This is a genomic window from Paenibacillus macerans, from assembly GCF_050565405.1.
GTDB classification, from domain to species: domain Bacteria; phylum Bacillota; class Bacilli; order Paenibacillales; family Paenibacillaceae; genus Fontibacillus; species Fontibacillus macerans_B.
The window spans coordinates 1-13,595 of the sequence record NZ_JBNYYG010000024.1; the positions used below are offsets into that span (position 1 = coordinate 1).

General features: G+C 51.3%; 17 protein-coding genes. 2 read left to right on the plus strand and 15 right to left on the minus strand.

Translation table 11 applies throughout. From position 1 onward, the window contains the following. Positions 1–272: 272 nt before the first annotated feature. Positions 273–503 carry a hypothetical protein gene (locus ACQ4N8_RS15265; protein ID WP_430705236.1) on the minus strand — a complete coding sequence of 77 codons (231 nt, stop codon included), beginning with the start codon at positions 501–503 and terminating at the stop codon, positions 273–275. A 174-nt stretch (positions 504–677) separates the two neighbouring features. Continuing rightward, positions 678–1,301, minus strand: coding sequence for a stage II sporulation protein M (locus tag ACQ4N8_RS15270; RefSeq protein WP_430705237.1), 624 nt, complete (start codon positions 1,299–1,301; stop codon positions 678–680). Positions 1,302–1,549: 248 nt separating this feature from the next. Here ACQ4N8_RS15270 and pdaB point away from each other — a divergent pair, with 248 nt between their 5' ends. After that, positions 1,550–2,359, plus strand: a complete 810-nt coding sequence (gene pdaB, locus ACQ4N8_RS15275; RefSeq protein WP_430705238.1) for a polysaccharide deacetylase family sporulation protein PdaB — start codon at positions 1,550–1,552, stop codon at positions 2,357–2,359. Positions 2,360–2,425: 66 nt separating this feature from the next. Here pdaB and ACQ4N8_RS15280 read toward each other — a convergent pair whose 3' ends face one another. Continuing rightward, on the minus strand, positions 2,426–3,010 hold the full coding sequence (locus ACQ4N8_RS15280; protein ID WP_430705239.1) for a KinB-signaling pathway activation protein: 585 nt from the start codon (positions 3,008–3,010) through the stop codon (positions 2,426–2,428). A gap of 137 nt (positions 3,011–3,147) precedes the next feature. Here ACQ4N8_RS15280 and gerD point away from each other — a divergent pair, with 137 nt between their 5' ends. Next, the gene (gene gerD / locus ACQ4N8_RS15285) at positions 3,148–3,957 is read left to right on the plus strand and encodes a spore germination lipoprotein GerD (RefSeq protein ID WP_430705240.1); all 810 of its coding nucleotides are present in this window, start codon (positions 3,148–3,150) and stop codon (positions 3,955–3,957) included. Positions 3,958–3,995: 38 nt separating this feature from the next. Here the strand turns inward: gerD and ACQ4N8_RS15290 are convergent, their stop codons facing one another. The 12 genes from ACQ4N8_RS15290 to rpsK all read right to left on the minus strand — a co-directional run bounded on the left by ACQ4N8_RS15290 (position 3,996) and on the right by rpsK (position 13,576). Continuing rightward, positions 3,996–5,102 carry a P-loop NTPase gene (locus ACQ4N8_RS15290; protein ID WP_430705241.1) on the minus strand — a complete coding sequence of 369 codons (1,107 nt, stop codon included), beginning with the start codon at positions 5,100–5,102 and terminating at the stop codon, positions 3,996–3,998. 85 nt (positions 5,103–5,187) lie between these two features. Next, positions 5,188–5,958 (minus strand): N-acetylmuramoyl-L-alanine amidase CwlD, encoded by a 771-nt coding sequence (gene cwlD / locus ACQ4N8_RS15295; RefSeq protein ID WP_430705242.1) that lies wholly within the window; start codon positions 5,956–5,958, stop codon positions 5,188–5,190. Between the two features lie 98 nt (positions 5,959–6,056). Beyond that, a complete protein-coding gene (gene sat / locus ACQ4N8_RS15300) occupies positions 6,057–7,226 on the minus strand; it encodes a sulfate adenylyltransferase (protein WP_430705243.1) in 1,170 nt (389 codons plus the stop codon). A 42-nt stretch (positions 7,227–7,268) separates the two neighbouring features. After that, positions 7,269–7,961: a phosphoadenylyl-sulfate reductase gene (locus ACQ4N8_RS15305; RefSeq protein ID WP_430705244.1), complete on the minus strand. Its 693-nt coding sequence runs from the start codon at positions 7,959–7,961 to the stop codon at positions 7,269–7,271. 183 nt (positions 7,962–8,144) lie between these two features. Then, positions 8,145–9,035, minus strand: a complete 891-nt coding sequence (locus tag ACQ4N8_RS15310) for an FMN-binding protein (RefSeq protein WP_430705245.1) — start codon at positions 9,033–9,035, stop codon at positions 8,145–8,147. Between the two features lie 165 nt (positions 9,036–9,200). Continuing rightward, positions 9,201–9,593, minus strand: a complete 393-nt coding sequence (rpsI, locus tag ACQ4N8_RS15315; RefSeq protein ID WP_430705246.1) for a 30S ribosomal protein S9 — start codon at positions 9,591–9,593, stop codon at positions 9,201–9,203. A gap of 20 nt (positions 9,594–9,613) precedes the next feature. After that, positions 9,614–10,051, minus strand: coding sequence for a 50S ribosomal protein L13 (gene rplM / locus ACQ4N8_RS15320; RefSeq protein ID WP_155608393.1), 438 nt, complete (start codon positions 10,049–10,051; stop codon positions 9,614–9,616). A 260-nt stretch (positions 10,052–10,311) separates the two neighbouring features. Further along, entirely contained in the window at positions 10,312–10,665 is a 354-nt protein-coding gene (locus ACQ4N8_RS15325) for a zf-TFIIB domain-containing protein (protein ID WP_430705247.1), read from the minus strand. Positions 10,666–10,745: 80 nt separating this feature from the next. Next, positions 10,746–11,525 (minus strand): tRNA pseudouridine(38-40) synthase TruA, encoded by a 780-nt coding sequence (truA, locus tag ACQ4N8_RS15330; protein WP_430705248.1) that lies wholly within the window; start codon positions 11,523–11,525, stop codon positions 10,746–10,748. Positions 11,526–11,700: 175 nt separating this feature from the next. Continuing rightward, positions 11,701–12,066 carry a 50S ribosomal protein L17 gene (gene rplQ, locus ACQ4N8_RS15335; RefSeq protein ID WP_430705249.1) on the minus strand — a complete coding sequence of 122 codons (366 nt, stop codon included), beginning with the start codon at positions 12,064–12,066 and terminating at the stop codon, positions 11,701–11,703. Positions 12,067–12,103: 37 nt separating this feature from the next. Beyond that, positions 12,104–13,048: a DNA-directed RNA polymerase subunit alpha gene (locus tag ACQ4N8_RS15340; RefSeq protein WP_430705250.1), complete on the minus strand. Its 945-nt coding sequence runs from the start codon at positions 13,046–13,048 to the stop codon at positions 12,104–12,106. A 132-nt stretch (positions 13,049–13,180) separates the two neighbouring features. Then, the gene (rpsK, locus tag ACQ4N8_RS15345; protein WP_018753969.1) at positions 13,181–13,576 is read right to left on the minus strand and encodes a 30S ribosomal protein S11; all 396 of its coding nucleotides are present in this window, start codon (positions 13,574–13,576) and stop codon (positions 13,181–13,183) included. Between the last annotated feature and the right edge of the window lie 19 nt (positions 13,577–13,595).

Below are 13,595 nucleotides of genomic sequence, written 5' to 3' on the forward strand. Positions count from 1 at the left end.
GACTTGCTCATTTAGAAAAACTGACGAGAATTTCTTCTCATTTTTATACTCACTCGTTGTTCAGTTTTCAAAGATCAACTTCGTTTTCGTTCATCACCGCGTTTCAGCGGCGACTTTTATAATATATCACAGGTGGCTAGGTTTTTGCAAGAGTTTTTCGAAACTTTTTTCTTGCCAATGTCTCCCTGCCGGCCCGAGATCACATCCCGTAAAAAGTGGGACGAATGATAATTTAACACAAGCCGAACCCCGCCGTCAACTCCAATTTTAACCTATTGTTTTACTTGAGGAAACCGGGCCCGGCGGGCATATTTGGATAATTCCTTGGAAGGGGCGAAGCGGGCATACATTCGGAAGATCGTTTTATAGCGGTTGGCTATTGCATGCCGAATATCCTGATCCAGACGAGTATCGCTCATATCCAGCAACATTTCATCCAGCTCTTTACGCAATACGTAGTCCAATTCCTTGCATTCTTTATCATTAAACAGCATTCCCAGCATGCGCAACATCTCCTCTTTCAGTAAAGTGATCAGGTAAAGGTATCGGGGAGGGTCGTACACCTTATTACCCATTTTCGCCGTTTCTCTAAACCAACTTGATCAGGCGCTTTAATGTTATGCACACTTTTTGGGAAAATTATGAATGCCTATGGAAAAAGTTTATTATATGAATTACTATCGCGATGTCCCAACCAAATAGTAGGTCAGCGTACTTTCGACCGCCGCAGCGATCAGCAGCAGCACCACGATCCAAACGGCACCGCGGCTAAGGGAAGTGAAAAACTCCCGCCAATTCACTGTGCGTTCCGAGACGTCCCTTGCCCCAAGCTCTCCCAAGCTTTTGAGTGCCGTGTACCCAAACTGCAAGCCAAATCCCGCCGCGATGAGAATCGCCGGAATTTCAATAATGCCATGGGGCAGCAATCCGCGAACCACCAAATCCGCCATATTGGCACCGTTCGCCCCCGCCGCGGCCACTACGAATCCCAAGGCCAAACCGTTCATCAGCAGAAAAAACGCCGGCAGCAGGCCGAATAGCCCGCCAAGCAGAATGACTACGATGCTTTTCACGGCATTGTTCACGAAGATAAACATGAAGAAATTCAACTCGGGATGATCCGACTGGGCCAAATTCCGGCTATACTCCCCCAGTCTTTCTATATCCGGCATAATCAGCCTCGTCAAAAAATCGACGTTCCCCGCGCCCAACGCGGCACCCGCCGCAAAGATCAGGATCGAGAGCAGCATTGCCTTCTTATAATGGCGCAAATCGCGCATGAATCGCCGAATCGATAGCATGTCGTTTAGCCTCCTTCAAAGTTATAGTTCGAGTTCAAAAAATTAGGTTTATAGCACCGAGAAGCGCAGCGTAGGAAAATCCTACGTGAGCAACGGAAGGCCCGGCTGAATTCGTGATCAAAAGATTAATTTTTGAACTACCTTTTAGGGACAAGAGCGTCATAAAGCGTTGGGAAAAGCATACATTGGTACAAGCGGATCACTTCCGGAACCTATTCATTCTGATGACGAGAGGGGCTTAATATTTCATGAACAACTTCTTCTATGTCCTGAACGGAAAAAAAATCAAACGGTTTTTCTTTGTTTTTGCCGCGGCCCTTTTTGCCGCCGGCGTCATTTACGTGGAGCAAGGGCAGATTACCGTGTTTTCCGAAGAAAGCACGCCGTCGGCCATCTATAGTGTTTCCACGAACAAAAAGGTCATTGCCCTAACCTTCGATATCAGTTGGGGCGACACGAGAACCGAGCCGATTCTCAAAGTGTTAAAAGATAAAAATGTCCAGAAAGCCACTTTCTTCCTCTCCTCGCCATGGAGCAAAACCCATCCGGAAATCGTCAAGGCGATTCAACAACAGGGTTATGAAATCGGCAGCCACGGCCATAAACACGTCAATTACAGCGGTCTTAGCGAAGAGGAGATTTCCCGGCAAATCACCACGGCCCATACGATTCTCACCGACCTGACGGGCAAAGCGCCAAACTTGCTGCGGCTGCCCAACGGCGATTTCGACAAACGGGTGCTGAAAATCGCGGCAAGCCAAGGCTATAAAGTGATCCAGTGGGATACCGATTCCCAGGATTGGATGAATAAAGGCGTGCAGGCCATCGTCGACCGCGTCGTAAAAAAAGCGCATCCAGGAGATATCGTCCTTCTGCATGCCAGCGATTCCGTCAAACAGACGCATGAGGCGCTGCCGATCATCATCGACGAGCTTCGCAAACAAGGCTACGAATTCGTCACCGTCACCGACCTGCTGCAGGAAGCGAGTGTGCAAGGCAGCGAAGTCCGTGATCAGGCCTGGCTTCAACGGCAGATGGACATCGCAGCCGGCATGTAATCATCGGCAGGACCCAAAACTTAAGAAAAAAAGCCCAGTTCTTAAGCTGGGCTTTTATTATGTACATTACTTAAGCGGCTTCAACACCCGGTGCAATATCAGGATCTGGTAAGCATTGCAGGCAATGAGCGGAGCCACGATCCAGGCTGTCGCCTGATTGACCCCTATTTTCAACACGCCCACCGTCTCGACGATCGTTACCGCGATCATAAAAAATAACGTCGGTATCCATGCCGTCACGTTCGTTAGTTTCGCTTTATAGAACGCAGTACCCAAAGCCACAATCAGGATGAAGATACCGAGTACGATATCGGAAACCCCGCTTTTTTCCCCGCCGACAAAAATCCGGAAAAACATCAGTTCGAGCAGCGCAAGCGCGGTCAACACCAACTGCACATATTGCCAAGTCTTTTTGGAGAAGACGCCGTTCCCCATGTAATTGATCATCAAATAGGCGAAAAAGCCCATTTGGGAATAAACGCTGACCATAACTCCAACGCCAAGCAAAATGCCGATATTGACCAAGACGTCTGCGGCCCCGTTGTATTGCATCGTATCGGTCCATTGCAACAGCAAGCCGACGATTAACGATCCGGCTGCGCCCACTGCCAAAGAAGTCCAAAATAGATATAGCCAATTTTTCAGGTTCAAGCCCTTTCACCCCCACTATCGAAATATTTTACCAACGATCCCGGTAAAAAACCATTCTTTTCAGTCATTTCAATGGGATAAATCCGTTTTGAAGCCGCATACTAACCTCAGCAATGATGATAAGGAGGAAGGGAACCATGAAATGGCGGGGTACCCGTTGGATTTTATGCTTCTTATGTGCATTTACTCTTCCGCTAGCGGCCTGCGGTTCTGAACAAAGCTCCTCCTCCTCTTCCCAGGGTGGGGGATATAAAGAAACCAAATCCATGGTCATCGACATCCTGAAAACGGATGAAGGCAAGAAAGCGATATACGAAGCGCTCAGCGCGCCCCCAAGCGGAGGCAGCGAGAGCGGTGGCGGTGGTGAAAGCGGCGGCGGCGGAGAGTCAGGTTCCGAATCCGGCTCCGGTTCCTCCGGCTCCGGCTCCGGCGGCGGTGGAGGCGGAAGCGGAGCCGGAGCCGGAGGAAGCTTTGGAATCAAGATGATTCTCCCTTCGCAAACGTCGAATGAAGTCAGAATGGCGGTGAAGGAGACCATCACCTCTCCGGAATACAAAAAGGAAATCGAGAAGATCATGACCGATCCCCAATTTGCCGGAGATTTTGCCAAAGCGGTCAACTCCCAGAGCAAAGAGCTTCATATGCAGCTGATCAAGGATCCGACGTATCAGAAGTCGGTCAGCGACATCTTGAAATCGCCTGAAGTGATGAAGATGTTTCTGGATTTAACCAAAACGCCGGATTACCGCAAGCAGTCGATGACGGTCATGCAGGAAGCCATGCAAAGCCCCTTGTTCAAAATGGAAGTCCTGGAGCTGTTAAAAACCGTCGTTCAAGAACAACTGCAGCCGAAAGTTGAAAAAGAACCAAAGCAAGAAGGCGGCGGTGGAGAAGAGGAAGGCGGACAAAGCAAAGAAGGAGGAGGAGGCGGTGGCGGTTCTTCCTGATCCGTCCCGTACGCAGAAAAAAGACTGACCCGGAAGGGTCAGTCTTTTTGGCACTTGCCGGCGACCAGAAGGGCCAGCTCGGTATATAGCTTGCCTGCCGGGCTCTCCGGCCTATACACGGACGGTGAGAAATCCGGCTCGGAAGGATGGTTGTCCGGCGCGCCAAGCGGGATTTGCGCCAGCAGTTCGGTATGCAGCGATTCCGCCAACCGCGCTCCGCCGCCCCGGCCAAACAGATACTCCTTCTCGCCGCATTTGGAACATTCATAATAAGCCATATTTTCGACGACGCCCAGCACTTCATGCTCGGTGCGCAGCGCCATGGTACCGGCTCTGGCGGCGACGAAAGCCGCCGTGGCATGAGGCGTTGTAACGATGATTTCGCGGCTTTGCGGGATCATTTGGTGCACATCGAGGGCGATGTCCCCGGTTCCGGGCGGAAAGTCCAGCAGTAAATAGTCTAGTTCGCCCCAGCGAACGTCGCTGAAAAATTGCCGCAACATTTTCCCCAGCATCGGTCCCCGCCAAATCACGGGATTGTTGTCCTGTATGAAAAATCCCATCGACATCACTTTGACGCCAAAGCGTTCAACAGGCAATATTTCTCCGTCTTCCACCAGCGGAGCTTCCTCGATCCCCATCATATCGGGGACGCTGAAGCCGTAAATGTCGGCATCGATCAAACCGACCTTCTTGCCCTGGCGCGCCAGCGCGACGGCCAAATTGACCGTTACGGTCGATTTGCCTACCCCGCCTTTGCCGCTGGCCACCGCGATAAAATGGACACCCGACATAGGGTCCAAAATCGGCAGGCGTTCCAGTCCGGCACCATGGCCCTTCAATTCACGCTGTTCGGCTTGCTCGGCAGTTTGCTGTGCGCCAAGCACGGCTTCGCGCTCCTGTTCCGAAGCCTCACGAAAACGCAGATGGACGTCGGTAATGCCCGCTTCGGACAGGCGAAAACGGATGTCCCGTTCCACCTTGGCGTTTTGCTCGTTATTTTTATCTGCGCATACGACGGTTAAATTGACGCGGTCTTCCTTGATCATCACATCGCGAATCCATTGCATTTCCACCAGGCTGAGCCCCGTGATCGGCTCCGCAATGGGGCGCAACGCCGCCTGGAGTTGCTCCTTCGTTAACAATGACAGCACCTCGACTTCATCAGATAGTTGACTGGTCCATTAAGGGGTTGTTCAGAACTCTCACTATATGATGTTTATTATAGCATTACCTGACATCGTCTGCCGGAATTTGTATTCTTTCGCCGGAATAATACCGTAAAATGCCTTGATAGATCGAGGCAGCCACTTTCCGCTGATACGTTTCGCTGCCGAGCAGTTGCGCTTCCCCGGGGTTGGACAAGAACCCGACCTCCACGAGCACGGAAGGAATTTTAACCGATTCGATCAAATACACCTTTTTGTCCGCAGGTTTCGCGACCCGGTCGGTATTCTCCAGATTCCGCTTCAGCTCTTCCTGCACGAGAGCCGCCAGATTCGCGCTGTCCCCATGGCTCGGATAGTAAAAAGTTTGCGCCCCCCTCCACCGGGGGGACGGGATGCTGTTCATATGAATGCTGACCAGCAGATTCGCCTGCCTCTCCTCCACGAACCGCACGCGGCTTTTCAGATCCTCGGTCTTACGTTTGCTGTACCCTTTCGTGTCGGCGTTAGCCAGGTCCTTATCTGCTTCCCGCGTCATGACGACGACCGCTCCGGCCTGCTGCAAATAATCGCGCAGATATAAGGAAACCGCCAGATTGATATCTTTCTCGATCAATCCCTGCCGGCTGCTCGCCCCGCCATCCGGTCCGCCGTGGCCTGCGTCAAGCGCGATAATCTGTCCCGCTAACGGCAGGCTCCAATATTTCGATACCTTCTGCGTGGGGGCCTGATACAAAGCAATGCCGACAAGCACCGCAATCAGGCCTAAGCCGAGCAGCGCTATTCTGATGTGGTTCAAGGAAATCCATAACGTCACCTTGTTTCGATCGCGCATAAAAAAGCCACCTTTCTCCCATCATGACATTACTCATGATATGGGACAAGGTGGACAAATATGCCTCGCCTGTGCAGGCGCCGGGCTAATACGACAGTTTAGTTATGAACTTGCTGCTTCATTCCTTCGATCAACACTTGCGCCACCTCGGGCCGGGTAAATTCCGGCGGAGGACAAAGGCCTTCGCGCAACAGGCCGCGCACCTTCGTGCCGGATAACGTCAGATGATCCTCCTTCGGATGAGGGCAGGTTTTGCTGGATGCCATGTTGCCGCATTTCGTGCAGAAGAAGCTATGTTCGAAGAACAACGGCGAGATGCCAAGCTCTTCGGCCGTAAAGTTGGAGAAGATTTCTTGGGCTTCATACGTCCCGTAATAATCGCCGACTCCGGCATGATCCCGCCCCACGATAAAATGCGTGCAGCCGTAGTTTTTGCGTACCATGGCATGGAAAACCGCTTCGCGTGGTCCGGCATACCGCATCGCCGCCGGAAACACGCCCAGGAACGTACGGTCTTCCGGATAATAGTGATCGAGCAGCGTCAAATAGCTTTTCATCCGAACATCCGCCGGCACGTCATCCGACTTCGTCTCCCCAACGAGCGGATTCAGGAATAAAGCGTCGACGATTTCCATCGCGCTTTTCTGGATATATTCATGCGCCCGGTGCACCGGATTGCGCGTCTGGAAGCCGACAACCGTCCGCCAGCCCTTTTCGGCAAAAATGCGCCGCGTCTCTGCCGGGTCGAAGTAAAATTCCTTAAAGCGCGCCGGTTCCGGACGATTAAGCACTTGGATCGAACCGCCTACGTAGTAAGGCGACCGTTCCAGCAGCTTTTTGACGCCGGGATGCTCGGGATCTTCAGTCTTGAACACGTTGCGCGCCTCTTCCGCTTGATCGGCGACGTAAATGCTTCCGATCTCCAACAGTCCGTAGATCACGCCGTCCGGTTCGCCGGTCAAGGCGACTTGCTCGCCGACCTCAAGGCTTTCCGCCTGCTCCCGGCTAACCGAGAGGGTAATCGGAATGCTCCACACGGTGCCGTCGACCAACCGCATGCGTTGTACTACCGAACGATAGTCGTCTTCATTCAAAAAGCCGGTTAGCGGGGAGAAGGCCCCCACCCCGATCAGATCCAGGTCGGAAATCGCCCAGGCGTTCAACGGGATCGCCGGAAGCCCCTGCGCGAGTTCCAGCAATTTGTTCCGGTCTTCCCCGGTTACGACCCGGTTGATTAAGCTGCCGCCATGCGGTAAAATCGCCGTCATTCCCTATTCCCCCAATCTTGAGTCTCTGCTTCACCTATTCCCTTATTTGTGCAACCCGCACTCCGTCTTCTCCGACCCTGCCCAGCGTCCCGCACGCGGATCTTCTCCCGGCATGACCTGACGTGTGCAATATTCGCAGCCAATGCTTGGATAATTGCGGTCATGAAGAGGATTATAAATGATTTCGTGCTCACGGATATAGTTCCAGACATCTTCGGAGGTCCAATCCGCAATCGGGTTGAATTTGACCAGCCCGAATTTGGTGTCGTACTCGATCTTCTTGGCACCTGCCCGCGTCGGAGCTTGGTCCCGGCGGATCCCGGTAATCCAAGCCTCATAGCCGGTAAGCACCCGAGTCAGAGGCTCTACCTTCCGAAGGTTGCAGCAAGCGTTCGGATCGGTTTTCCACAGCTCCTCCCCGTACTGCTGCGCTTGCTCCTCCGGCGTCAACTTGGGAGATACCCGCACAAACTCCAAATTGTATTTGGCCGCGATCGCATCGCGCGTCTCGTAAGTTTCCTTGAAATGAAAGTCCGTATCCAAATAGAAAATATCGCTCTTCGGGCTAATCTTCTGCAGCATATCGACCAATACGACATCCTCGGCACCAAAACTGCAGGCAAAGGTAATGTTGGGAAACGTCTCTACCGCCCAAGCAATCACTTCCTGCGGCGTTAATGTTTCAAACTCATCCGCTTTGACTTGAATCAGCTGTTCCTTCTCCAATAAGTTCAATTTCTTCTGACCTCCCGCAATAGGTTGTCTTAGCATGAAATTAATCCCACTAAACAGATTTGAATTATATTTTTAAGTATATAACATCCGTCTTATAAGTCAACCCAAAAAAAACCGAAATGAAAAAAAGACCTAGCCTCTCCTAAGAGAGACCAGGTCATTCCTATTCGTGATGCGGAAAAATTATTCTTCGATTTTGATCGCTTTGGTCGAGGCATCCCCAACTTCGGCCATATCGTCCAAAGCATATTCCACCAACGCAGTGAAGTTGTTGGAAGAAGTAGTCGCTCCGGAAATCGCGTCCACATCGCCGATCTGCTGTTTCTCAACCAGCTGTTTTTCCAGCTCTTCGGTGTATTTCGCCGGGTACGTGCCGGATTGAGGTTCCATCGCTGCTTTGTATTCGGCATCTTCCGTTTTCAACTTGCCCTCTTCATTGACGTAATCGAAGGTCACGGCATCGATTTTGTGATCTTTGATCACCAGTTCCAGCTGCGGTTTCCAGCCATGTTCGTCAAAGGCATCCGCTTCGACCTTGTAGGTGCCGTCATCGTAAAGATTCACGACCGCATCGCTCGAATCGCCGGATTTCGCATGCTCCAAAGCAGCCGCGGCCAATTCGTTGAAGTTTCTGGAGGAATGAGTGGCACCGGTTACGGCATCCACTTTAGCCGCCTCTTGAACCTCCACCAGTTTGGTGCCAAGCTGGTCGAAAGCTTCGCGAGGCGTCATTTTGTTGGCATCTTTAAACGCGTTCGTATAGTTTTCGTCGTTGGTTCTGAGATCGCCGTTTTCGTTCGTGTAATCGTAGTAAGCCTTTTCGATTTTACCGTCTTTGACCGTTACTTCTACGTAAGCCGTCCAGTTTCTAACGTCCTTACGATCATAGATCCCTTTATAGGTGCCGTCTTTGTAAGCTCCAGCCGTCCCGGCATTGTCGGTCGTTGCCGCCGGTTCATTGGCGCTGCCGTTTACTGCTCCCGTATTGTTTGTCGCTTCTTTGTCGTTACCGCCGCAAGCCGTCAAAGCCAGTGCAAGGATGAGAGCGGTTCCGATCATCTTTACGTTTTTCAAAATCAATACCCCCACTTTATACATTGTTGTTTTGCCAAGAAGATGTTAACATGGAGCGCATTGCCTGTATGTGAAATTATGCACATATGATGCGGTTGAGTCGCCATTGCACCAAAAAGCCCTTTTCCGCTTAGCGGAGAAGGGCTTTTGAATGCAAGGCAAATATTAACGTTTCGAGAACTGAGGAGCACGGCGAGCTGCTTTGAGGCCGTATTTCTTACGTTCTTTCATCCGTGGGTCACGAGTCAGGAAGCCCGCTTTCTTCAGCGAACCGCGGAACTCAGGGTCCGCTTTGAGCAATGCACGAGAAATCCCGTGACGAATGGCGCCAGCCTGACCGGAAATACCGCCACCATGAGCGATAACGATCACGTCGTAGTTGCCGAGCGTTTCCGTCAAAGTCAGGGGTTGTTTAACGATCAGCTTAAGTGTTTCCAGACCGAAATATTCATTGATGTCGCGTTTATTGATGACAATGCGTCCTTCACCCGGTACAAGGCGAACACGAGCTACCGAATGTTTACGACGACCTGTCCCATAGTATTGTACTTGTGCCATGAAACTGTCCTCCCTTTTAATTATCCGCGAAGTTCGTAAACTTCAGGTTTTTGTGCCGCGTGTGGATGCTCTGTGCCGGCGTAAGCTTTCAATCTCAGCTTCATTTTCTCGCCTTGGCGAGTTTTAGGCAGCATGCCGTGAACGGCGGACTCGATTACACGTTCAGGTTTCGTTCTCAGCATATCCTTGGCAACGGTCACTTTCAAACCGCCCGGATGCAGGGAATGACGATAGTACTTCTTGTTGTCCATCTTTTTGCCGGTCAAGGCGATTTTCTCCGCGTTGATGACGATAACAAAGTCGCCGCCGTCAACGTGTGGAGTGAATTGTGGTTTGTGTTTACCGCGGATGAGAGCAGCAGCTTCGCTTGCCAGACGGCCCAGCGTTTTGCCTTCGGCATCGATGATATGCCATTTGCGCTCTACTTCGGCTGGCTTCGCCATATAAGTGGTACGCATGTAAAGATCCTCCTTCAATATCGTCCGAAATGGTTCAATAATGCTGAGAACGATCTTGCTCTTCGGGGTCGCATGACCTTTTCCAGCATCTTTATCTTCGATCGTTTCGTTCATTGTCAGCAAGTCATAAAATCTGGTTATGGTCGGCTTTCTTGATTGGGGGCTGTGGGATAGCCATCAAGAAAACACAATTTTTATTTTACAGGAAGCGAAAATAATACGCAAGCCTTTTTTGAAAAGAAAGAGCATTAATTCCAGGCTCAGTCGAACAGGTCGCCGAATATGTCGAGCGCCGACTTCTTCTTCTTGTGTTTGTAGTGTCCCTTATCATATCCGTGCCCGGAATATCTCGGATCATATCCTTGTTGGGGCGGTTGGTTATAGCCCTGTTGAGGAGGGGGGTTGTAACCCGGATTCGGATTGCTCTTTGGACGATGATGGTCGCTTTCGTACCATTCGTTGAACGCCGGGCGGATTTCCCGAATTTCACTCAGCAGCTTATCCAATTCCCCGCGATCCAGCCATACGCCTTTGCAATCCGGACATACATCGATCAGCACGCCGTCCTTCTCCACTTCCCTCATTCGCACATCGTTACATACCGGACATTTCATTCAAAAAAACCTCCTTGGATTCATATCGCATATTCACATTTTTAAATATGTTACGTAAGATGAGTCCTCAGGTTTCAGGCTTATTCGATGATTTCGTCGTATTCCACTTGCCACAGCATAAGTCCTTTGCTTTCGGCCGTAGGACCCGCCGCTTTGCGGTCTTTGGCTTCCAGAATCGCCTTCATCGCTTGCGGCTTCCGTTTGCCTTCCCCGATTTCGAGCAGCGTCCCTACAATAATTCGCACCATATGCTGGAGGAAACCGTTGCCGGTGATATACAAATCAATGATGCCCTGCCCTCCGGTTCCAGGAACATCCGGTGATGGATCCACGACCAAACGGACATCATAAATGGTACGAATATGGCTCGCCTTGGTCGAGTGCCGGGAAGCAAAAGACGTGTAATCATGCGTTCCCAGCAAAAACGGCAAGCTGTCCCGCATAGCGGCAACATCCAGTTTGCCGGGATGGTGGAACTGATAATTGCGCTGAAATACGTCCGGAATCCGATTGGCATTAATCGTGTAACGATAGGTCTTCCGTTTAGCCGAACGCCTGGAATGGAAGGATAGGGGAACTTCGCGAGCGCTCATGACCCGGATATCGGAAGGAAGACGCCCGTTTAGCGCGAGGCGCCAGCGCTCTACCGGAATTTGCGAGGCCGTGTGAAAATGAAACGGCTGCTCCCGGGCATGCACCCCGGCATCGGTCCGCCCCGAGCCATGGATCTTTACTTCTTCTCCCGTCAATTGGCGGATGGCCGCCTCGATGTGATCCTGCACGGTATTGCCGCCCGGTTGGGTTTGAAAACCGAAGTAGTTCGTTCCGTCATAGCTGACGGTCATCAGCAAATTGCGCATCGGTACCTTCCTTCCTTGTTCGTGAGTGCTGAATCATTTCACCCTCTGGCCTTTCTTCGACCAGTTCAAGTACAGCATAAACAGAGAGCTGACATAGAAAAAACTCTCCGAAAGCCATGCCAAACGGCAAGCCGACAGAGAGTTTCACACGCAGAATATGGTTGGCTTTCCGGAACTAAGCCCGGTCTACCAGTTCCAGATAAACCATAGGAGCAGCGTCGCCGCGGCGAGGTCCCAGCTTCAGGATACGAGTGTATCCGCCTGGACGGCCGTTGTAGCGAGTTGCCAGTTCCGTAAACAGCTTTTGGATTGCATCCTGCTCGCCGTCGATCGATTCGCGACGAACATAAGCTGCTACTTGACGACGGGCGTGCAAATCTCCGCGTTTTGCTTTGGTGATCAGCTTCTCGGCGATCGAACGAACTTCTTTCGCTTTTGCTTCCGTCGTTTGGATGCGTTCGTATAAGAACAGGTCGGTTACCAGATCACGGAACAAAGCTTTACGTGCGCTGGAATCGCGGCCCAACTTTTGGTATGCCATGAGTTTTCCCTCCTTCGCTAAAACGATTCAAGCTATCTTACTCTTCAGTACGCAATCCCAAACCAAGCTCTTCGAGCTTCTCTTGAACTTCCTCCAAAGACTTACGACCCAGGTTGCGCACCTTCATCATATCTTCTTCGGTTTTCGTCGTCAGCTCTTGTACCGTATTAATGCCGGCACGTTTGAGGCAGTTATAGGAACGAACGGAGAGATCAAGCTCTTCAATCGTCATTTCAAGCACTTTTTCCTTCTTGTCTTCTTCCTTTTCGACCATGATTTCCGCGTCTTTCGCTTCGTCCGTAAGGCCCACGAACAGGAAGAGATGCTCGGTCAAAATTTTTGCGCCGAGGCTCACCGCTTCTTCAGGTCTAATACTGCCATCGGTCCACACTTCAAGCGTAAGCTTGTCGTAGTTGGTCACTTGGCCAACACGGGTATTCTCAACCACGTAATTGACGCGAGTAATCGGGGTATAGATCGAATCGACGGGAATGACACCGATCGGTTGATCATCTCGCTTATTCCGATCTGCCTGAACATAACCACGACCGCGGCCGGCATAAATGCGCATGTGAAGTCTGGAACCCGGCTCAAGCGTAGCAATATGCAGATCCGGATTCAGGATTTCCACGTCGCTGTCCGCACGGATATCTCCTGCCGTAATGACTCCTTCGCCTTCCGCATCGATCTCAAGGATTTTCTCCTCGTCCGAATGGATCTTAAGCGAGAGAGCTTTCAGGTTCAGGATGATTTCCGTAACGTCTTCCATGACGCCCGGGATAGTCGCGAATTCATGCAGAACTCCATCGATTTGGACCGAGGTTACCGCAGCACCCGGCAGAGAAGAGAGCAAAATCCGGCGAAGCGAGTTGCCCAGTGTGGTGCCATATCCACGCTCAAGTGGTTCTACTACAAATTTCCCATAGGTGCCTTCATCGTTAACTTCTACGGTCTCGATTTTTGGCTTTTCGATTTCTATCACGAAAGTACCCCTCCTTCAAAACGTCGTTCCTTTGAAACTGCCTAGTTTGCTGAAGTTGATCATGTAGTATGCCTAAACAACCATTGTTTCCAAGTGGCACTGTTGTTATACCACTGCTTCAGCGCGGCTTCATTAAACGCGGCGGCGTTTTGGAGGACGGCAGCCGTTATGAGGAATTGGAGTTACGTCTTTGATCATGTTGACTTCAAGGCCTGCCGCTTGCAAGGAGCGGATAGCGGCTTCACGGCCGGCTCCAGGGCCTTTAACCATAACTTCAACGCTCTTCATGCCATGCTCCATTGCCGCTTTGGCAGCGGATTCCGCAGCCATTTGCGCAGCAAACGGAGTCGACTTACGAGAGCCTTTGAAACCAAGACCGCCGGAGCTGGCCCAAGAGATCGCATTACCGTGCGGATCCGTAATCGTAACGATCGTATTGTTGAAGGTGGAGCGGATATGTGCCACACCCGATTCGATATTTTTCCGGTCACGACGTTTTGTACGTACGACTTTTTTCGGTTTAGCCATTGTCTGTTATCCCCCCTTC